The organism is Sphaerisporangium fuscum, from assembly GCF_018531465.1.
In the GTDB taxonomy this organism is placed as follows: domain Bacteria; phylum Actinomycetota; class Actinomycetes; order Streptosporangiales; family Streptosporangiaceae; genus Sphaerisporangium; species Sphaerisporangium fuscum.
This window is the reverse complement of the sequence record NZ_JAHDTF010000014.1, coordinates 205,656-223,526: the sequence shown is the minus strand read 5'-3', so window position 1 is coordinate 223,526 and position 17,871 is coordinate 205,656. Positions and strand designations below refer to the sequence as shown.

Below are 17,871 nucleotides of genomic sequence, written 5' to 3'. Positions count from 1 at the left end.
GGCCTCCGGGGATGGGTTTGACGGCCGGCGCCTGGTCGGTTCTCAGGTGGGGCTGCCGGTGAAGGGGGCGTCGTCGTGCACCCATGTGAGTCTGTCGAGCACGTCGACCACGCCGTTGACCCGCTCGATCATCCGGACGATGGCGTGGGCCTCACTGTGGCGGGGCATCCGGCCGGTCACGGTCACCACCCCCTGTGACACCGAGACGCAGACGCCGGAGGTGTCGGTCCAGTGCGGGGGGCCGAGGACGCCGTTGACGATCTCGGTGGCGATGTCATCGTCCGGCCGCGTGAAGACCTTGATCAAGTCGTGGCGGCTGACGATGCCCTCCAGGCACCCTTCGGTGTCGACCACCGGCAGCCGTTTGACCCCGTAGACGTCCATGGCGCGGGCGGCGGCGACCACGCCCGCGTACGAGCGGATGGTGATGGCCGGGGTGCTCATCAGCTCGGCCGCGGTCTCGCCCCGCGCCCTGTCCTCGGGGTCGGCGCCCTGCCGGCCGAAGCGGCCGCGCAGCCGGGAGCGCAGGGAAGGGCGGTAGTCCTCGCCGTAGTACTGCTCCCGGAACTCCTCCTTGCGCAGCAGATCGGCCTCGGAGATCACGCCGATCACGTGCCCCTCGCCGTCGACCACCGGGACGGCGCTCACCTGGTGATGGACGAGCACCTCGGCGACGTCCTTGAAGGGGGTGCTGCCGTTGACGGAGACCACGTGCCGGGTCATGACGTCCCGCACCTTCTTCTGCATGGTCGGCCCCCTCTGATCGCTGTTGCCGCGCATCCCTTCTCATCGAACCCCGAGCCCCCACCAGGGCGAAGAGACCGAGGACCCTTCTCACCGGGACATTCGGCCCGTCTGCCGATAACGCTGGCGGCTGGTACCGCTGGGACCTGCCGGAGGAGCAGGAGAAACTCGTCATCGACCCCCTGTTCGACCTCCTCGAGGAGTACCTGGCCGAGCGCGGGGCGACCCCCACTCCCCTGACCGCGATCCGGTCCCCTTCGGCGATGGCATGAACGGCCCCGGCGGCGCGGGCCTCCAGCGGGCGGGGGGGCAGTGGCGGGTCTGTTGCAGGGACGTGGTCAGTGGCCGGGGTGGACGAGGCCGCATTCGTAGGCGAAGACCACGGCCTGGACTCGGTCGCGGAGACCCAGCTTGGCGAGGATGCGGGTGACGTGGGTTTTGACCGTTGGCCCGCTGAGGTAAAGTTCCGCGGCGATCTCTGCGTTGGAGCGGCCTCGGGCGATGAGCCTCAGTACCTCGAGTTCCCGCGGGGTCAGCGTCTCGAGTCCGGCTGGGCGGTCAGAGCCGGGCCGTGGGCGGCGGACATAGTCCTCGATCATTCGCCGGGTGATCTCTGGTGCCAGTAGTGCCTCGCCCGCGGCGACCGTACGGACGGCTCCCGCGAGCTCGCGCGGCGGTGCGCTCTTGAGCAGGAAGCCGCTCGCCCCGGCCCGCAGCGCCTGGTAAACGTACTCATCCTCATCGAATGTCGTGAGCATGAGGATGCGCGCCCGGCAGGTGCCGCCGTTCAGCAGGTGGCGCGTCGCCTCGATGCCGTCCAGGCGCGGCATGCGGATGTCCATGAGGATGACGTCGGGCTGCAGCACGGCCCCCCGGTCAATGGCCTCGATGCCGTCGACCGCCTCGCCGACCACCTCGATATCGTCCTGACCCTCCAGAATGGAGCGGAAACCGCCGCGTACGAGGGCTTGGTCGTCGACGAGCAGGACCCTGATCATCGCTGGCCCGCCTCCAGCGGCAACTGTGCCGTCACGGTGAAGCCACCGCCGGGTGTGCTCGCCGTCTCAAGCGAGCCGCCGTAGATTCCGACCCGTTCGCGCATCCCGATCAGGCCGTGCCCGACACGGTCGGTATCGGCTCCGCCCGACCCGCCTGTCCGCCCGGTGTCGCGGATGCTCACGCGTACGGACTGATCGTCGTAGTGCAGCCTGACGTGCGCGGTGGTCGGCGCGGCGTGTTTCAGCACGTTGGTGAGCGACTCCTGCACGATCCGGTAGACGGTCAGGTCCACGCCGGGTGGGAGCGGGCCGCCCGAACCCTCCACCGTGAGCTCGACCGGCAGGCCGATCGCGGCCATGTGGTCGACCAGTTCGGCCAGGTCGGCCGTGCCCGGCTGCGGCTTGAGCGCGAGCTGGGCCCGTTCCCCGCGCAGCAGGCCGAGCATGCGCCCGAGTTCGCCGACGGCCTGCCGTCCGGTTTCCTGGACTGAGCGCAGCGGTGCTCGCGCCTTCTGCGGGTCGCGGTCGAGCAGGTCCTCGGCGGCGCCCGCTTGGACCACCATGACGCTGACGCAGTGAGCCACGATGTCGTGCAACTCACGCGCGATCCTGGCGCGCTCGTCGGCAAGCGCGACTCGGATCGCTTCCTCGCGTTCGGCCTCCAGTTGCCGGGCTCGGGCGCGGTCGTCGGAGTGGCTGCGGGCGCGGGCACGCAGCACCCGGCCGGCGACGAAGCACACCGCCAGCGGTACCGCGACGAACGGGATGTTGCCGACGGTGCCGGACTCCGGGTTGCGCAGGAACACCACGACCAAGCCGACGCCGACGGCCGCCACGCCGATGAAGGCCCGCGCCGGCACGCTGTGCCGCGCCACCGAGTAGGTGGCGACCAGGATGGGCAGGAAGTCGCCCCACAGCGTGACCGTCAGCGGCGTCACCAGCATCGGCCCGGCGATCGCGACCGCGAGGATCACGGCGGTGGCGAGCGGCGTCACCCGGCGCAACGCCAGGATCGAGGTCGCCACCAGCGTGGAGGCGACCACGGCCGGCATCGGGCCGTACGGCGTCGAGTTGTCGAGATGGAACGCGAGGTCGGCCTGGGCGAAGCCTGTGATCGCGAGGGCGAGCAGCGCGTCGGGGAACAGCCCGGCCGGCCGATGCCGCAGCCACGCACGCGTCGGCGACTCCACCCGGGCCTGGGCCGGGTTTGTCACGTTCATCACACCCGCAAGTTACCTACGGGCGCGCTCGCGTGGCGTCATCCGGAGGTCGCATTTCCGGCGGCGTGGTTCGCGACCGGAGTATCAACCGTTGCCGACTCCGGTACGACGACGCCGCGGGTGCGCAGGGCCGACGCTGAGGACACGCCGCCGACGAACGGCGTCGCCGCACAGCGCCTGGCGCTGCGAACGATGGAGGAGACCATGACCGTGAACGTGAGACGCCTCGCCGGATGGGCGCTCATCGTCGGCACGATCGTCGCGGGGGCGGGCTACCTCGCCGCCAACCTGCTCGCGCCGGGCAGCGGCGAGGAGGTGTTCCGGTACCAGAACTGGCCGCTGTTCGAGGGGATCGCGCTGGTCGGGGACGTCATCATCGCGCTGGGGCTGCCGGTGATCCTGACCTTCGCCGGGCGTGCGCCGAAGCTGCACACCGTCGGCTACGTCGGCATATTCGCCGCGCTGGTGATGCTCAATGTCGGCGAGGGCACCACTGAGGCGTTCGTCAAGCCGTATCTGGTCGGCCACGGCGGCATCCCCGCACAGGAACCGCCGGGTTTCGCGGCCTTCGAGGGGGTCGCGCTCCTGGCGCTGGTCGTCGGCTCGATCTGCCTCGGCATCGCTGTGCTGAGGGCGCGGACGCTGCCCTGGTGGATCGGGGTCGCGTTGATCGTCTCGTGCCTCCTCGGCGCCCTCGGGCTGCCCGGGGCCTGGTTCCTGGTGCCCGACGAAGTCTTCTTCGCGGCGCTGTTCGCCATCGGCGTCCTCGCCGTGCAGGGGCGGCCGGACCATGCCCCCGCGACGGTCGGGCAGACGGCCGCCGGCAGCCATGAATGATCTTTCGTTCTGCCGTGGCGGTGCCTGTCCGTACCGAACACCGAGGGCTCGCTTGCGCCCACGCCACGCACCACAGGTCCGGCCGAGGTCAATGGCGGAGTACGGACGGCAGGCCTGATCTCAGCGGAGTAGCGGCAGCGAGCCGACGAGCTTGTTGACCTGCTTGCGCGGGCCGTACAGGCCGACACCGACACTGGCCAGCTCGGCGGTCGGGGTGGCCGCCATCTTGTCGATGTATTCCTCGTATGTCCTGCAGCCCTGGGCGAGAGAACTGAAGCTGACGAAGAACATCCCGTCCTGCGCGGCCGCGGTCTGCATGATGGAGTCGACCTGCTCGTGCGGCGCCACCAGGATCGGCAGCGGGGTGTGGATGATGCCCGGGTGGGCGACCCCATCGGCGTCCTTCACGTCCACGCCGACCAGTCCCTCGACGCGGTGCCCCATGGTCAGCGAGAGCACACTCGCCGCGTTGACCGCGAGTCCCGTGGGCAACTCGGCGCTGACCACGATGGCGCACTTGAACTCTGGCCGGTCTGTCATGCGTTGTCCTCTGTGTTTGATCTTGCTGCGTTCGATACTGCCCTGGGCCTGTCGCTCTTCCGCTGGTACAGGCCGGATGCCACGCCGACGATGACGACGGCACCGCCGATGATCTGTCGCACGCTGATGGCCTCCCCGGCCAGCGACGCCGCCCACACCAGGCCCGCCACCGGGACGATGTTCAGCACGTTGACCGCCACGCTGGGCAACAGCCCGCGCAATCCGTGGTTGTAGAGAAGGAACGCGGCCACCGAGCAAAGCCCGGCCAGGAACAGCATGCGGCCGAGGTTGGCCGGTGACGGCCAGACCCAGCGGTCCGTCTCGAACAGCGACATCGCGATGAACGCGAGCGCTCCGGCCAGCGTCTGGTAGTACGTCACCACGACCGGCGAGGCGCCCGAGGTGTCGTGCTGAGCCACCAGGTTGTACCCGGCCCAGACGAGCCCGCCGAAGATCAGCAACGTGTCGCCCCACAACCGGTTCGCGACGTCGCCGCCCGTCCCGCCCCGCACGACCAGCCAGACCCCGCCGATGGCGATGACCATGCCGGCCAGCCGGACGACCGACGGCATGGCCCGCCGCATGACCAACTCGAGGGCCAGGGTGATGATCGGGTACGAGGCGACGATCAGCGTCGCGTCGGACGCCGTCGCCAGGTCGACGCCGAGGTTCTCCACGGCGAAGTACGCTGCGATGCCCAGCAGCCCGGCCAGGCCGATGAACAACCGCTGCCGGACCGTCGGCAGCCGCCGGTCACGCCTGGTATGGACCACTGCGGCCAGGATGAGGGCGGCGAAGCTGAACCGGATCGCGCCGATCGTCATCGGCGGGATCTCCGCCAGTGCCACCTTGGTGACCGCGAACGACGTGCTCCAAATCAGCGCTGCCACCAGGACGGACGAGACCGCCAGGGCGCGTCCGTGTCGGCGCACGGGTTTCGCGGGGCCCGCCGCGGCGGTGAGTTCGGCGAGATCGCCGTCACGCAGGAGCATGACGCCAAACGTAGCGGGCGCTGCAGATTTTCCCGGCTATGGTCGTGCTAAGTTCGGAAAATCGTCGAAAATCTCGAATTCTGCACGGAAACAAGGTGCTCGCGATGGTGCTGGACGAACTTGACACGGCGCTGCTCACGCTCCTGCAGGAGGACGCCCAGCTGTCGAACAAGGAACTGGCCGCCCGCCTGCACGTGGCGCAGTCCACCTGTCTGGAACGCATCCGCCGGCTGACCAAGCGCGGCATCCTGCGTGGCCGGCACGCCGAGGTGGACCTGCGGAAGATCGGCCGTGGCACCCAGGCGATGGTGGCCGTGCAGTTGCGCCCACCGGACCGCACGGTGATCGAGTCGTTCCAGGCCTTCGTGGCGAGCCTGCCGGAAGTACTGTCGTACTTCGTCATGTCCGGCAGCGACGACTTCCTGCTGCACGTCGCGGTGGCCGACAACGATCAGCTCAGCGCCTTCATCCTGGACCGCCTCACCAAGCGGCGGGAGATCGTGCACGTGCGGACCTCGGTGATCTTCAGTCATGTCCGGCGTTCCGTGATCGTGCCCCTGCCGAGCGAGGAGGAATCATGACAGGACGACGCGCTGCCGGCACTGCAGTGCCGACGGTCCGCTCGTAGGTGCCGCGGCCCGTCTCGCGCAGCACCCCCGCCAGGGACAGGCCCGTCTCGCGCAGGTGCGCGGCGTACCCCTGACCGTCGCCCTCTTCGACGACACCGGCCCCTGACCTGCCCCCACGGTAGGCCCAGCGGGGCGAGGCGGTCACACGACGCGGGCCAGGGCGTCCAGCAGTTGGCGGACGGCGGGTGTGGGCGGGCCCGGCAGGACGGCCAGCGAGGTGGTCAACGGAGGTTCGGCGAGCGGGCGGATGGCCACGCGGGAAATCTCCGGAAGGCCGACCACATCGTAGAAGACCGTCCAGGAGGGGACGGCGACAGCGATGTCGGCGAGCGTCTCCTGGAACGTCGTGAACGGCGGGCCGGCCGGCGGGCTGATCCCGGCGGCCCGGCAGGCGTCGGTGACCAGGTCGTGGAAGGGCGGGTTGTCCTCCCGCGGGGAGAGCCGGAGAGGAAGCGCTGCCAGGTCTTCCAGCCTGAGTCCGGCCGCACGCGCCAGCGGATGCTCGGCCGGCAACGCCACGTACAGCGGGTCCGTCCAGATCGGCAGCAGTTCCAGGCCGGGCGCGTCGGTGAGGGCGCGCACCAGGGCCGCGTCGAGTTCACCGGAGCGTACGGCGGACAGCCGGTCGGGCAGGGGGAGGCGCCGCGGGCGCACCTGGAGGCGCGGCGCGACGGCGGCCAGCGCGTTGAGGGTGCGGTAGATCCGGTCGCCCGGCCCCTGCAGGATGCCGAGCCGCAGCACACTGCCGGCGCCCGCGCGCAGCTCGGCGGCGACCTCCCGGGTGCGCTGCGCGGCCGCCAGGACGGCCCGCGCCTCCGGCAGCAGTCGTTCGCCCGCGCCGGACAAATGCACCCGTCGGGTCGAACGGGTGAACAACGGCACGCCGAGCTCGCGTTCGAGCCGGCGGACCTGCTGGCTCACCGCGGACTGCACGATGCTGAGCCGCTCGGCGGCGCGGCCGAAACCACCCTCTTCGGCGACCGCCACGAAATACGCCAGCTGCCGCAGCTCCACCAGCGCCCCCGATTCATCTCGATCCGTGATGAGTGTAGGTGACAACCGGTTCTGGTTCGCGGCTTCTTCCCGGGCTGCAATGGATCCCGATCTCGGAAGGAGCGAAGAATGACTGTCACCCCATCGCAAGCCCTGGTCGTCGCCGCGGAGGCCGCGGAGGTCGTCGGCCTGCCCGCGGGCGGAGCGTTCACCTTGCTCGCCGACGCCAGCGACACCGCCGGCACGCTCGGCGTGAACCGGCTCACTCTGGGGCGGGGCCGGGACGGCGCCAAGCCGCACCACCACGCGCTTTCCACCGAAACGTTCTACGTCCTTGACGGTGAGCTGGAATTCCTCCTTGGGGGAGAGGTGGTGACCGTCACCAAGGGCGGGTTGGTCGTCGTGCCGCCGCGTGTGCCGCACGCGTTCGGCGCGGTGCCGGGCGTGGAGGCGGATCTGCTGGCCGTGCTGACCCCGGGCATCGATCGCTTCGGATATTTCCGGCAGCTGGCGCGCGTTCAGCACGGTCTGGAACCCTTCGACGGCCTGCTGCCCAAGCAGGAGCTTTACGACGTGTACTTCGAGAACGCCGCCGGCTGGCTGTCGATGCGGGCCGCCCGATGACCGCCTCCCTTGTGGCCGGGACCGCGACGCCCGTCAAGCGACTCGGCCCGCTGTCGACGGCTGCGAGCAGGCTCCCGCGGTGGGCTCGTCCTCGCCGTTCTCTCGCTCGTCCTGTCGCGTGTCGCCACGTCAACGCGCTGCCCGCCTGCGGTCACGGATCACGGAGCTTCTCGGCCCTCGGCGGCCGAGTCGAGGACTCCTCTCACGAGCCGGCGGGCGTACGCCGCGTCGAGTCCGTCCGGGCGGAAGAGGATGCGGTACATCAGGGGAGCGACGACGCGGTCGATGACCGTCTCGACATCGGGTGTCTTCTCCCCGCGTTCGGTCGCGCGGGTGAGGATGACATCGATCTGTTCGGCGGCATAGGCGGAGCACCGGCCGGCGTTGCTGCCGTCCGGGTCGCCGAGCAGGGCGTCGCGAATGTAGGCGCGCCCGGCGGGTGAGGCCATCTCGTCGAGGAACTGCTCGGCCCAGGCCGTCAGGTCCGGCGGCAGGGCACCGTGGTCCCCGGGCGCGGTGTCAGGCCGCAGACGCTCGACCGCTACGTCCGACAACAGCTCCTGCAGGTCCCCCCAGCGGCGGTAGATCGTCGATGGGGTCACGCCCGCGCGCTGGGCGACCATCGGGACCGTCAGGGCGTCCCGGCCCACCTGCGAGGCCAGTTCACGTACGGCAGCGTGCACCGATGCCTGGACCCGGGCGCTGCGCCCACCGGGGCGCACCATCTGCCTGCTCATAGAACCCACCTTAAAGCAAAGTCATTGCGTCTAGCGGTCCGTCCACCTCCATGCGACCGGCCGGCCACCGTTCGAGGGCCTTCCGGTCGATTCGGCCGGGCCCGAGCGCTCGTTCACTGTGCGTGCGCGAGCTCGCGGGCGGGCTGGGTCTGCTCATAGGCGTGGCCTACTCGGAGGAGCACGCTCTCTTCGAGGGGCCGTCCGAGAAGTTGCATGCCGATCGGCAGGCCCGCCGTGTCGTGGCCGACGGGTACGGACAGGGCCGGCACTCCGGTGATGTTGGCGGGGGACGACAGGCGTACGTAGGCGTCGGAGACGCTCTCGACGGTGCCGTCGGCCCAGGTGATCGTCTCCTGACCGGCCTTGACGGCGGTCACGGGGACGGTGGGGGCGGCGATCACGTCGACCTCCTGCAGCATGCGGGTCCATTCCTGCCGCATGAGGGTGCGGGAGCGCTGGGCGCGCAGGTAGTCCCCGGCGGTCAGCAGTTCGCCGGCCTCGAGGAGGACGCGGACGTCAGCCTGGTAGAGCTCGGGGACCGTGCGCAGGGTGCCCTCGTGGTAGGCGGTGGCCTCGGGCACCATCAGGCCCCACTGGGTGGCCTGGATGTAGCGGGTCATGGGGATCTCGACCTCGACCAGGCGTGCGCCGAGGGCCTGGAGTTCGTCGATGGCGCCCCGGACGGCGGCTTCGACCTCGGGGGCGATGAGGTCGAAGTAGTAGGTGCGCGGCACGCCGATCCGCAGCCCCGTCAAGTCCGTGCCCGCGGCCGGCCGGTAGTCCGTGGCGGGTGTGGTCAGGGAGGCGGGGTCGCGGGGGTCGTGTCCGGCCAGGGCGCTCAGGACCAGGGCCGCGTCCTCGACGGTGCGGGTGATCGGGCCGACATGGTCCAGTGACCAGGACAGGGAGGTGACGCCGTGGCGTGGGACGAGGCCGTAGGTCGGCTTGAGGCCGACGACACCGTTGAGTGCCGTGGGCACCCTGATGGATCCGCCGGTGTCGGTGCCCAGGGCGAAGGTGGCGGTGCCCGCGGCGACGGCGACGGCGGATCCGCCGCTGGACCCGCCGGCGACCCGCTCCGGATCCCATGCGTTGCGGGTCTGCGGGGTGGTCAGCCCGTAGGCGAACTCGTGGGTGTGGGTCTTGCCGACCAGGATGGCTCCGGCCGCCGACAGGCGTGCGGCGACGGTGCTGTCGGCCTGCGCGCGATGGTCGGCTCTGACCCGGGAGCTGGCCGAGGTGGCCGCGCCGGCGACGTCGATCAGGTCCTTCAGGCCCATGGGGATGCCGTGCAGCGGACCGCGGTAGCGGCCGGCCGCGATGTCGTGTTCGGCTTCACGTGCGGCCCGGCGGGTGTGCTCGGCGGTGACGGTGACGTAGGCCTGAAGGTACGGCTCCACTTGCGCGATGCGCTCCAGGACGGAGTCCGCCAGCTCGACGGGGGATAGATGCCGGGCCTGGATCGCGTCGGCGGCCGCGGTCAGGGACAGCTCATACGGCTGCATCGCGCTTCTCCTCTCCTGCGCGGTAGGCGGGGGCGGGCGGGGTGTCCCCGAAGTCCAGCTCGCGCAGGACCGCGACGACGGAGTGGATGTGGCCGGCGGTGGCCGCGACCGCGGCGTGGCGGTCGGCAGGCAGTGGAAGTCCGGCGCGGGCGGCCCAGCGGGCCGCTTCCGCCGCGGTGAGTTCGGGGGCGGACATCGACGTTCTCTCCTCGAGGCTGGAGTGGCGGAGCAAACCCCGGCAGCAAAAGCTAAGAATTTGCGTTAGCTGACCTTAGTGTCTACGGTGGCTTAAAGCAAACCCATTGCGTTTAGTCCGACAGGAGCTCCATGTCCACCGTCACGCCACGAGCACCCGCGCAATGTCCCCGCAGCTACACGACCAACCGCGCGGCGCCCTTCGTCCTGGACGCCTCGATCCTCACCGCCCTCCTCGCGGCATCCAGCGCACCCACACCGCTCTACCCCCACTACCAGGACGCCTGGGACCTGTCCGCGCTCACCGTCACCGTGGTCTTCAGCGCCTACTCCCTGACGCTGCTGCTGGCCCTGCTCACCACCGGAGCACTCTCCGACCACCTGGGACGACGCCCCGTCCTGGCGAGCGCCCTGGTGGTCGAGGCCGCCTCCATGGTTCTGCTGGCCTCGGCTGACGGCGCCGGGGTGCTGATCGCCGCTCGTGTCCTGCAGGGAGCGGCCACCGGCGCGGCCACCAGCGCCGCGGGCGCGGCCCTCCTCGACCTGGAGGACTCCCGGCGTCCCGGCCGGTCCGCCCTGGCCAACAGCATCGCCCCGGTGTCGGGCATGGCCGCCGGGGTCCTGGCCTCCACCCTCCTGGTCCGTTTCGCACCCGCCCCCGCGGTCACCGTGTACCTCGTGCTGGCGGTCCTCTTCGCCGCTCAGGCGATCGCGGTCACGTTCACCGCGGAGACGGCCCGCCCGCACGCCGGCGCCCTGCGGTCACTGCGCCCCCACCTAACCGTGCCGCCGTCGGCACGCCGCGCTCTGCTGACGGCCGGCACCGGAGTCGTCGCCATCTGGGCTCTGGGCGGCTTCCACTCCTCCCTCGGACCGGCGCTCGTGCGCCTCGTGGCCCCCGGCACCGGGCAGGCGGCCCGCGGCATGGTCTTCTTCACGCTCACCGCCGCCGCCGCGCTGACCGTGTGGACACTGCGCCGCACCGCACCGCGCGCCGCCGTCACCGGCGGAAGCCTGACCGTGGTCCCCGCCGCGGCCTTGACACTGGGTGGTCTGCACGGAGCCGGCCTGCCCGCCGTCTACGGCGGCGCGGCCCTGGCCGGAATCGCCTTCGGCGCCGTCTCCCAAGGAGCGCTGCGCATGGCGCTCGCCTCGCTCGACGAACAGGACCGTGCCGCGACCCTGGCCGCCTACTACGTCCTCAGCTACCTCTCCATGAGCCTGCCCGCCATCGCCGCGGGCGCAGCCGCCCAGCGTTACGGGCTGCGCACCGCCGCCCACGCCTACGCCATCGCCGCCGCCCTGCTCGCCGTCGCGGCCCTGGCGGCACTCGCCGCGCGGAGGGGCGAAGCAGCCCACAGCTCTCACGACGACCTTCCGTAACGAGACCAATGGGGAACGACCGATCATGAATACTCCACCGGCCACTGACCCGACCGCCGTCCCCTCCTGGACCGTAGGCGAGGTCACGGTCCACCGCATCGACGAAACTCTCCTGCCGCCCGCCACAGGATCGTGGCTGCTGCCCGGCGCCACCCCGGACCTCGTCGCCGAGCAGGTATGGCTACGCCCCCACTTCGCCGACGACGAGGGCGTCCTGCGTATCGACAGCCACAGCTTCGCGTTCACCGCCGGCGGGCTGCGCGTCCTGGTGGACACCGGCATCGGCAACGGCAAGGAGCGGGCCAACCCCGCCTGGCACGACCTGAACACCGACTACCTTCAGCGCCTTACCGCCGCCGGATTCTCCCCGGACTCCGTCGACCTGGTGATCCTCACCCACCTGCACGCCGACCACGTCGGCTGGAACACGCAGGACGTGGACGGCGAATGGGTTCCCACGTTCCCCCACGCCCGCTACCTGACCTCCCGCACCGAGAGGGAGTTCTGGGCCGGGTATGACATGGAGGAGGCGCGCAGGCAGATGTTCCGCGACTCCGTGATCCCGGTCGAGGAGGCGGGACTGCTCGACCTCATCGACGTCCCCGCCGAAGGCGTCGAGATCGCCCCGGGCCTGAGCCTGATCCCCACGCCCGGTCACACCCCCGGCCACGTGGCCCTCGAGCTGACCAGCCGCGGCCAGACGGCTCTGATCACCGGCGACTGCATCCACCACCCGGTCCAGCTCGCCCAGCCCAGCATCGGCGCCTGCGTCGACATCGACCCTGAACGGTCCGAGGCCTCGCGCCGCACGCTGCTCGGCTCACTCGCCGACACGGACACCCTCGTCCTCGGCACCCACTTCGCGCCGCCCACAGCCGGCCGCGTCGTCACCCATGAGGGCGCCTACCGGCTCTCGCTCATCCCCGCCGACTCGCACTGACCCGGCGACGTTTTGACCACATGCCGCCCGACTGACCGCCCATGTCGGATCCCCGGCGTCGTAGTTGGTACACGCCGGTAAGGTCCGATCCTGTGGGGCGATTGAGGACCAATTCCAGGCTGGCCGAGGACTTGCTCATCGAACTGGACCGCGATGGCGGGGTGCCACTGCACCGGCAGATCGAGGCGTCCATCCGCACGAGCATCCGGGCGGGTCGGTTGCGAGCGGGTGCGTCGCTGCCACCCACCCGCACCCTCGCGGCCGGGCTCGGGATTTCCCGCGGGGTGGTCGTCGAGGCCTACCAGCAGCTCGTGGCCGAGGGCTACCTTGCCAGCCGATCGGGCGGTTACACCCAGGTCGCCGCGTCGATGCCGCCGGCCGCCGCCGGCGTGGGCTCCGCGGCTTCGATGGCGGCTCCGACGGCGCAGCCGGCCACCCGGAGGGTCGACTTCGGGTACGGTCGCACCGACGTGTCGCAGTTCCCGCGGGCCGCCTGGCTGCGCTCCATTCGTACCGTGCTCACCTCCACACCCAACGACCGGTTCGCCTACCTGGACGGGCGCGGCATGCCGGAACTGCACCAGGCCCTGTGTGACTACCTCAACCGGGTGCGCGGCACGCTGGCCGTCCCCGGCAACGTGGTCGTCTGCAGCGGCTACGGGCAGGGCATCTCGCTGCTGATCCAGGTGCTCGCGCGGCGCGGTGCCAGGCGGATCGCCCTGGAGGACCCGTCGTCCGACGACGACGCCCGGGTGCTGGCCGGGGCCGCGGGACTGGAGGTGGTCGGCATCCCGGTGGGTCCAGACGGCGTTCAGGTCGACGCCCTCGACCCGGTCGACGCCGACGCGCTGGTCCTCACGCCGTCGCATCAGTGGCCGACCGGCGGGGTGCTGTCGGCGGCGGCGAGGGCCGAGGTGATCCGCTGGGCCAGGCGCCGCGGCGCGATCGTGGTCGAGGACGACTACGACGCGGAGTACCGCTACGACCGGTCTCCGGTGGGCGCCATGCAGGGCCTGGCGCCCGATCACGTCGTCTACTGCGGCACGGCCAGCAAGACGCTCGCACCGGGGTTGCGGCTGGGCTGGATGGTAGTGCCCGCCCACCTGGTCGCCGACGTCACCGCGGCGAAACTGCTGGCCGACCGCGGTTCGCCGGTCATCGACCAGCTGGCGTTCGCCGATTTTCTCGGCCGCGGCGAGTTCGACCGTCACCTGCGCCGGATGCGTCCGGTGTACCGGCGCCGCCGCGACGCGCTGCTGGACGCGCTGCGCACCCATCTGCCGGATCTGCGACCGGCCGGGATCGCCGCCGGGCAGCACGTGGTCGCCTGGCTCCCGCCCGACCTCGAGGAGGCGGCGGTGGTGGCGGCAGCCGCCCGGCACGGGCTCGGCATCCAGGGCGTCGGGCCGTTCCGGATCGCCGGCGCCGGGCCCGGTGGCCTGATCTTCGGCTACGCCATCCTCAGCGAGAGCGCCATCGCCGAGGGGGTCGCGCTGCTGGCGACGGCCATCCAGGAGGTGCGGGGATCCTGACGCGGCCCGTCACAGTGCCGGACGGATGTTCTGGTTCAGGTGGAACACGTTCGCCGGGTCGTACGCGGTCTTCAGCGCGGTCAGCCGGGCCAGCTTGGCGGCCGAGTACGCCCGCCGCACGCCGTGCTGCCCATCGGCCAGTTCGTCGGCCGCCAACGAGTTGACGTAAATCCCGCTGGCGTACGGCTCAAGCGAGGCACCGGCGGCGCGGGCGGCGGCCATTCTGGCGTCGTCCTCGGCCGGGTCGGTCCAGCGGGAGCCGGCACCGAACTCGAACATCGTGCCGCGGTGGCTGAACGCCGCGTCTGCTTCCGGGACATCGGCGATCGCGCCGCCGTGGGCCTGCAGGCCGACGCCCGGCAGGTCCAGGCTCGCGCTCAGGTCGGAGCCGCCGCGCAGCAAGAACGCCTCGATCGCCGCGGTGGGAAAGCTCCGCAGGTAGTGCCCCTTGGAATAGCGGCGGTATGCGTGCCCGCCGGTGGAGTCCTCGCGTTGCTGAAGTTCGAGGTACGACGGTGTGGTGATGCGGGAGGCGACGGGACGCCCGAGCGCCCGCATCGCGGGGAGCAGCCGGCGGCCCTCGGCGGGGTCGCCGACCCACACGAACCCCAGCGTGGCGATCGGGCCGGAGGGAGCACTGCCGACACTGGCGGTGAACGTCGCCTGCCGAGGCGCGAGGGCGTTCAGGTCGCGCCAGCCCTCGATGACCGGGACGGCGTCCTCGGCGCGGAAGTCGAACTCGGCGACCAGCGTCCGCGTGCCGGTGTGATGCAACTGGAACTCGAACTGGGTGACAATGCCGAAGTTGCCACCACCGCCGCGCAGGCCCCAGAACAGGTCGGGGTTGTCGGTGCGGCTCGCGGTCACCACGTCGCCCTCGGCGGTGACCATGGTGTAGGAGACGACGTTGTCGCAGGCCAGGCCGTACTGGCGGGCCAGCCAGCCCATGCCGCCGCCGAGCGTGAGCCCGCCGACGCCGGTGTGTGAGACGTTGCCGGCGGTGGTGGCCAGGCCGTACGCCTGGGACGCCCGGTCCAGCGCGCCGAGCAGCGCGCCGCCCTGCACCCGGGCCCGGCGACGGGCCGGGTCGACCCGCACGCGGCCCATGGGCGTGAGGTCGATCATGAGACCACCGTCAGGCACGGCGAAGCCGACGGCGTTGTGGCCGCCACAGCGCACGCCGATCTCGAGGTCCAGTTCGCGGGCCGTCCGCACCGCGGCGACCACGTCGGCGACGCCCGCCGCGCGGACGATCATGCGTGGACGCCGGTCGATCATGGCGTTCCAGACGGTACGGGCGGTGTCGTAGCCGGCGTCGCCGGGCGTGAGTACCTGGCCGTCGAAGCGGGTCGCTGTCGGTGTCATGCCATTCAGCCTGACAGGAATCGGTACCCTCGATAAGGTCCGATCCTGTAAGCCGATTCAGGACCAATTCAGGGTCGGCCGACGATCTGCTCATTGATTTCACACCCGGCATCTGCCGGGTCCGCGCCGTGCCCGCCGCCAGATCGCCACCCGCGGCCCGTGGTCACGCCGGGGGGCGAGCGGGTCCGGCACCAGGGACACGGTCGCCTGGCTGATGCTGGTGGAGGGGCGGTCGATCGTGAAGTGCTCGACGGCGACACGGGCGCCTCCCAGCCCAGCGGAGATCGGCTCGATTGGCGGCATCCTGCGCTAGCGTCCGCGGTCATGACAGTCGTTTCGCTCGAGGAATTACGAGCCGAGTTGCGGAATCTGGCGGAACCGGCCGTGCGGGCGCAGCAGGAACGGGTGCTCAGCCGCGTAGGGGACGACGAACTGCTCGGCGTACGCGTGCCGGTGCTCCGCAGGCTCGCGCGTTCGTGCCGTGGCCTATCGCTCAAGGATGTGGACGTGTTGCTGCACAGCCGTGTCCACGAGGAGCGGTTCGCCGGGCTTCTGGTCGTGGCCGAGAAGGTGCGCGCGGCGCGGAGCCGGGACCGCAAGGCCCTGGTCGACTTCTATCTCGCGCGTACCGGCTGCGTCGACAACTGGGATCTGGTCGACGGTTCGGCGCACGTCGTGCTGGGGCCTTGGCTGCTGGAGGGGGATCTGGGGGTACTGGACGAACTGGCCGCGTCACCATGGCTCTGGGACCGCAGGATCGCGGTGATCGCCACGCTGGCACTGATCCGTGAAGGGCGCTTCGAGCCGACGTTCCATTTGGTGCGGACGTTGCGCCAAGACCCGGAGCCGTTGGTCCACAAGGCACTGGGCTGGATGCTGCGAGAGATCGGCCGCCGGGACGAGCCGCTGATGGTGGCCTTCCTCCACCGGCATCGCGACGAGCTGCCGCGCATCACCCTGCGCTGCGCGACGGAGCGGCTTGCGCCGGCAGAGCGGGCGCGGTTCCTGCAGCGGGTCCGGCCAGGGCGCATGGCCACATCACCATAGGTCTTCCGTGAAGAGGACAGCCGTCATGGCGGCGTAGGCGCGATCCTCACGCTGCCTGCGATGATCGAGTCGGGCGAGATCGTGCGACACACCTGCGGGCCTGCCGGACATGACCTGGACATGAACGTCACCGACACCGGGCCACCGCGCACCCAGCGCTTCGCCCACCTCTACGAGCAGACGTATGCCGCGTTGCTGCGGTTCGTCGAGCGCCGCGTCCACCCCTCCCACGCCGAGGACGTGGTCGCCGACGTGTTCCTCGTCGCCTGGCGGCGCCTGGACGACGTGCCGCCGGCGGCGGACGAGGCGCGGGCTTGGCTGTTCGGCGTGGCGCACCGCACTCTCCGTAATGGGCTGCGGGCCGACCACCGGCGGCAGGCGCTCGCCGTCCGCATCGCCGACAGCCGGCTGACCGGCGCCGCGGCGGCGGAGCTGGACCCCGAGCTGGTGGCACGGCGGCTCGACCTCGTCCAGGCGTGGCGGCGGCTCGGCCCGCGCCACCAGGAGACGCTCGCCTTGGCCGTGTGGGACGGCCTCACAGCCCCACAGGCCGCGCGGGTGCTCGGCATTTCCCCCGTCGCGTTCCGGCTTCGGCTCACCCGGGCCCGGCGTGCCCTGCGCCACTACGCCGACGCGGCCCCCGCCACCACGACCCAGCCCGTGGCGACCGCCACCGTGGACTCCCGGAGCATGCGATGAACGACATCCTCGACCACGCCCTGCGCGGCCTCGACCCGGCTGTCACCCCGGCCGACCTGGACACCAGCACCGACCCCAAGGCTCGGGCCCTGCTGGCCCGGGTGGTGGCCACCGACCCGGCGGAGGCGCCCGCACCGGCGACCAGCCGCCCTCGCCTGCTCACCGCCGGGCGTCTCGCCGCTGTCGGCGCAGGGGTGGCCGCCGGCATCGCGGCAGCGCTGCTGCTGCCCGGCGTGTTCGGCGGCGGCTCGGCGATGGCAGCGTGGACCGCGACGCCGCACACGGTGAGCGGTGGCAGGGCCACCGACGCCCAGGAGAAGTGCCTTGACCACGCCCAGGACGCCGCCAAGCGCACGACCGGGCGCGAGCTCGGCTTCCGGCCCGTGGTGACCGAGGGCCGGGGGCCATGGACGCTCGTCTACGTCAACGACGACAGCAGCCATCTGGCCGAGATCAGCTGCCTGTTCCGCGATGGCGACGTCGCTGCAGTGGGTGGCACCACGCCGGGGCCCGGCGCACAACCGCTTCCGCCGGTGCCCGCGGGGTCGGCGCGGGCCGCCCTCGGCTCGGTCGTGAGCTCGAGTGAGGAGAGCGTGCGTATCGTGACCGGCAGGGTCGGTGCCGGCGTGGTGGGGCTGGAGCTCTTCACGGAGGCGAAAGGCAACGTCACCGCGACCGTCACCGGCAGCTACTTCGCGGCCTGGTGGCCGGACGCGCCAACGACGGAGGAGCGTGAGAACGCCTCACCTCGTGGCGGCGTCAAGAGCGTCACGGCAATCCTCCAGGACGGGTCACGGCACAGCATCTCCCTCGAGGAGCTCACCGGCCGGACGAGCGCGCAGTTGAACACACCGGCCACGGGCGGCTCCGCCGGCGACTGACCTGACCAGC

20 protein-coding genes are annotated in these 17,871 nt (G+C 71.2%); 9 read left to right on the top strand and 11 right to left on the bottom strand.

Features of this window, described 5'->3' with window-relative positions:
- Window positions 1-42: 42 nt before the first annotated feature.
- The 3 genes from KIK05_RS18770 to KIK05_RS18760 all read right to left on the bottom strand — a co-directional run bounded on the left by KIK05_RS18770 (window position 43) and on the right by KIK05_RS18760 (window position 2,962).
- Window positions 43-747, bottom strand: a complete 705-nt coding sequence (locus KIK05_RS18770) for a CBS domain-containing protein (RefSeq protein ID WP_214412027.1) — start codon at window positions 745-747, stop codon at window positions 43-45.
- 335 nt (window positions 748-1,082) lie between these two features.
- Window positions 1,083-1,742, bottom strand: a complete 660-nt coding sequence (locus tag KIK05_RS18765) for a response regulator (RefSeq protein ID WP_214412026.1) — start codon at window positions 1,740-1,742, stop codon at window positions 1,083-1,085.
- On the bottom strand, window positions 1,739-2,962 hold the full coding sequence (locus KIK05_RS18760; RefSeq protein ID WP_250563043.1) for a sensor histidine kinase: 1,224 nt from the start codon (window positions 2,960-2,962) through the stop codon (window positions 1,739-1,741). The genes KIK05_RS18765 and KIK05_RS18760 overlap by 4 nt, the downstream gene beginning before the upstream one ends.
- A gap of 204 nt (window positions 2,963-3,166) precedes the next feature.
- Here KIK05_RS18760 and KIK05_RS18755 point away from each other — a divergent pair, with 204 nt between their 5' ends.
- The gene (locus KIK05_RS18755) at window positions 3,167-3,799 is read left to right on the top strand and encodes a hypothetical protein (protein WP_214412024.1); all 633 of its coding nucleotides are present in this window, start codon (window positions 3,167-3,169) and stop codon (window positions 3,797-3,799) included.
- Between the two features lie 120 nt (window positions 3,800-3,919).
- Here KIK05_RS18755 and KIK05_RS18750 read toward each other — a convergent pair whose 3' ends face one another.
- Window positions 3,920-4,339, bottom strand: a complete 420-nt coding sequence (locus KIK05_RS18750; protein ID WP_214412023.1) for a DUF2000 domain-containing protein — start codon at window positions 4,337-4,339, stop codon at window positions 3,920-3,922.
- Complete coding sequence (locus KIK05_RS18745) at window positions 4,336-5,331, bottom strand: DMT family transporter (RefSeq protein WP_214412022.1); 996 nt, start codon at window positions 5,329-5,331, stop codon at window positions 4,336-4,338. Before KIK05_RS18745 ends, KIK05_RS18750 begins: the two co-directional genes overlap by 4 nt.
- Window positions 5,332-5,435: 104 nt before the next feature.
- On the opposite strand from KIK05_RS18745, the gene KIK05_RS18740 reads away from it, so the two are divergent.
- Window positions 5,436-5,912 carry an Lrp/AsnC family transcriptional regulator gene (locus tag KIK05_RS18740; RefSeq protein WP_214412021.1) on the top strand — a complete coding sequence of 159 codons (477 nt, stop codon included), beginning with the start codon at window positions 5,436-5,438 and terminating at the stop codon, window positions 5,910-5,912.
- A gap of 189 nt (window positions 5,913-6,101) precedes the next feature.
- Here the strand turns inward: KIK05_RS18740 and KIK05_RS18735 are convergent, their stop codons facing one another.
- Window positions 6,102-6,974 carry a LysR family transcriptional regulator gene (locus KIK05_RS18735; protein ID WP_214412020.1) on the bottom strand — a complete coding sequence of 291 codons (873 nt, stop codon included), beginning with the start codon at window positions 6,972-6,974 and terminating at the stop codon, window positions 6,102-6,104.
- Window positions 6,975-7,082: 108 nt separating this feature from the next.
- Here KIK05_RS18735 and KIK05_RS18730 point away from each other — a divergent pair, with 108 nt between their 5' ends.
- Entirely contained in the window at window positions 7,083-7,577 is a 495-nt protein-coding gene (locus KIK05_RS18730; protein WP_214412019.1) for a cupin domain-containing protein, read from the top strand.
- A 158-nt stretch (window positions 7,578-7,735) separates the two neighbouring features.
- On the opposite strand, the gene KIK05_RS18725 is transcribed toward KIK05_RS18730, so the two are convergent.
- From KIK05_RS18725 to KIK05_RS18715, 3 genes are all read right to left on the bottom strand, one after another.
- Window positions 7,736-8,314 (bottom strand): TetR/AcrR family transcriptional regulator, encoded by a 579-nt coding sequence (locus KIK05_RS18725; RefSeq protein ID WP_214412018.1) that lies wholly within the window; start codon window positions 8,312-8,314, stop codon window positions 7,736-7,738.
- A gap of 113 nt (window positions 8,315-8,427) precedes the next feature.
- Window positions 8,428-9,819 carry an amidase gene (locus KIK05_RS18720; protein ID WP_214412017.1) on the bottom strand — a complete coding sequence of 464 codons (1,392 nt, stop codon included), beginning with the start codon at window positions 9,817-9,819 and terminating at the stop codon, window positions 8,428-8,430.
- Window positions 9,806-10,015: a hypothetical protein gene (locus KIK05_RS18715; protein ID WP_214412016.1), complete on the bottom strand. Its 210-nt coding sequence runs from the start codon at window positions 10,013-10,015 to the stop codon at window positions 9,806-9,808. The genes KIK05_RS18720 and KIK05_RS18715 overlap by 14 nt, the downstream gene beginning before the upstream one ends.
- Window positions 10,016-10,146: 131 nt before the next feature.
- On the opposite strand from KIK05_RS18715, the gene KIK05_RS18710 reads away from it, so the two are divergent.
- The 3 genes from KIK05_RS18710 to pdxR all read left to right on the top strand — a co-directional run bounded on the left by KIK05_RS18710 (window position 10,147) and on the right by pdxR (window position 13,869).
- Window positions 10,147-11,397, top strand: a complete 1,251-nt coding sequence (locus tag KIK05_RS18710; protein ID WP_214412015.1) for an MFS transporter — start codon at window positions 10,147-10,149, stop codon at window positions 11,395-11,397.
- A 25-nt stretch (window positions 11,398-11,422) separates the two neighbouring features.
- Window positions 11,423-12,337, top strand: coding sequence for an MBL fold metallo-hydrolase (locus tag KIK05_RS18705; protein ID WP_214412014.1), 915 nt, complete (start codon window positions 11,423-11,425; stop codon window positions 12,335-12,337).
- A gap of 101 nt (window positions 12,338-12,438) precedes the next feature.
- On the top strand, window positions 12,439-13,869 hold the full coding sequence (gene pdxR / locus KIK05_RS18700; RefSeq protein ID WP_214412013.1) for a MocR-like pyridoxine biosynthesis transcription factor PdxR: 1,431 nt from the start codon (window positions 12,439-12,441) through the stop codon (window positions 13,867-13,869).
- Between the two features lie 9 nt (window positions 13,870-13,878).
- Here the strand turns inward: pdxR and KIK05_RS18695 are convergent, their stop codons facing one another.
- Together KIK05_RS18695 and KIK05_RS18690 are read right to left on the bottom strand one after the other, a co-directional pair.
- Entirely contained in the window at window positions 13,879-15,234 is a 1,356-nt protein-coding gene (locus tag KIK05_RS18695; RefSeq protein ID WP_214412012.1) for an FAD-binding oxidoreductase, read from the bottom strand.
- 99 nt (window positions 15,235-15,333) lie between these two features.
- Complete coding sequence (locus KIK05_RS18690) at window positions 15,334-15,537, bottom strand: hypothetical protein (RefSeq protein WP_214412011.1); 204 nt, start codon at window positions 15,535-15,537, stop codon at window positions 15,334-15,336.
- A 21-nt stretch (window positions 15,538-15,558) separates the two neighbouring features.
- Here KIK05_RS18690 and KIK05_RS18685 point away from each other — a divergent pair, with 21 nt between their 5' ends.
- Genes KIK05_RS18685 through KIK05_RS18675 form a run of 3 tightly spaced genes read left to right on the top strand, consistent with a single transcriptional unit; the run spans window position 15,559 to window position 17,861 of the window.
- Window positions 15,559-16,281 carry a DNA alkylation repair protein gene (locus tag KIK05_RS18685; RefSeq protein WP_214412010.1) on the top strand — a complete coding sequence of 241 codons (723 nt, stop codon included), beginning with the start codon at window positions 15,559-15,561 and terminating at the stop codon, window positions 16,279-16,281.
- A gap of 60 nt (window positions 16,282-16,341) precedes the next feature.
- The gene (locus KIK05_RS18680; protein ID WP_214412009.1) at window positions 16,342-16,980 is read left to right on the top strand and encodes an RNA polymerase sigma factor; all 639 of its coding nucleotides are present in this window, start codon (window positions 16,342-16,344) and stop codon (window positions 16,978-16,980) included.
- Window positions 16,977-17,861, top strand: coding sequence for a hypothetical protein (locus KIK05_RS18675; RefSeq protein WP_214412008.1), 885 nt, complete (start codon window positions 16,977-16,979; stop codon window positions 17,859-17,861). Before KIK05_RS18680 ends, KIK05_RS18675 begins: the two co-directional genes overlap by 4 nt.
- Window positions 17,862-17,871: the final 10 nt, after the last annotated feature.